This is a genomic window from Streptomyces sp. NPDC059009, assembly GCF_042740175.1.
GTDB lineage: Bacteria > Actinomycetota > Actinomycetes > Streptomycetales > Streptomycetaceae > Streptomyces.
The window spans coordinates 1-1,461 of sequence record NZ_JBHYJB010000102.1 but is presented as its reverse complement, the minus strand read 5'-3'; the positions used below and the strand labels follow the sequence as shown (position 1 = coordinate 1,461).

1 protein-coding gene is annotated in these 1,461 nt (G+C 73.1%); it reads right to left on the bottom strand.

The features are described 5' to 3' along the window. Window positions 1–31: 31 nt before the first annotated feature. Window positions 32–1,297, bottom strand: coding sequence for a hypothetical protein (locus ACFWYM_RS44940; protein ID WP_384851362.1), 1,266 nt, complete (start codon window positions 1,295–1,297; stop codon window positions 32–34). Window positions 1,298–1,461: the final 164 nt, after the last annotated feature.

The following is a 1,461-nucleotide window of genomic DNA, read 5'->3' as shown; positions in this document are numbered from 1 at the left end:
CACCAACGCGGCGGGGACGGCTGGGCGGCGGTCACTTCGCAGCCGCCTCTCGGGCGGTCTCCGCGGCAGCCGTGCGGGCCGCCTTGGAGTACGGCGCGGTGTCACCGGGACGGCGCACACCACGCACCTTCGGACCAGTCTTCGAGCCCCGCCCAGAGCCCTTGTTCGAGACCGGGGGGATTTGTGGAACACGCTGGGCTGATGTGACCTTGATGGGCCGCTCCCCAGGGGCCTCCGAACGGGCCGCCAGCACGCGCCGCGCGGCCGTGTTCCGGACCCGCAGCGTCGCCGCGTCCTCACCCGGCTCGGCACCCTCGATGTCGATGTGCGCTTGCCGCCAGATCGCCTCGGTGACGGTCGTCTCCCCGAGTGCGGCGGCCAGCTTCACCGCGTGCTTCCAGACCTCGGCGTACTGCTGCTGACGCAGCACCGCGAGCGCAGCGGCCTTCTCCTCCGCGAGCTTCGCCGCAGCCGCTGCTTCGGCAGCCGACTTCGCCTCGGCGGCGGCCTTCTCGGCGACGGCCTTCTTCGCGGCCTTGGCGTCCGCGCGGCGCTGCCGCCACGACGGCCGACCCAGGCGCTTGGCGATGCGGCCGTGCTCGTGCAGGTCCCACACCCCGGGGCCGGCGATCGACGCCAGCGCAGTGCCGATCGCGGTGGCCGTGTCGAACTCGGCCATCCCGTGCTTGAGGTTGATGCCGGCCGCGGTGAACGCGCAGCCCCAGGCGATCAGCCGGTAGTGCCAGTGCGCCCGCCCGGCCGTAACAGCGGCAGACGCGCCGATCAGGACCACCAGCGCCGACACCTCGATCAGCACCGGAGCCAGCAGCAGGTACGGGCGCTGCTCGTCCCAGAACGCCGCCATCTGCACCGGCAGGGCCACCGCCCCGCACAAGCCGTAGAACGCCATCGCGACCTTGCGCCACCGGCCATCAGCCGCGGCCACCGACTGCGCGGCCTGCTCCTCGGACGCCTGCTCGGCCCGATCAGCCTCGCGCCGCTGCCGGGTCTCGCGCTCGATCGCCTCGCGCTCCTGCTCTGCCTTAGCGATCTTCGCTTCCTGCTCGGCACGCTGGCGCCGGGCGGCCAGCTCCGCCTTGTCGTTGGCGATGGCCTGCTTCCGGGCCTCCTCCACCGCCTTGGTGCGCGCGGCATCGGCCTCGCCCTGCGCGCGGATGCGCTTGGCCTCGGCGTCCGCCTCCGCGTCCATCCGCAGGGCATCCGCCTGGGCAGACGCGATCGCGTAGGACGCCAGCTCCTGCTCGGTGGCCTCAGTGGGCTCCGCGTAGGTCGTCACCGGGCGACCTCCGCCCGGTTCTTCGGCCGCCACAGGGCAGCAGCGGACAGGGTGCGCTCCAGGCCGACCAGCGTGAGGCCGGCGGTCACGGTCAGCACCGCGGCGGCAATGACGATCACCATCGCCAGCGCCACCACAGCGGCCATCACCACCAGCAGCAGGAG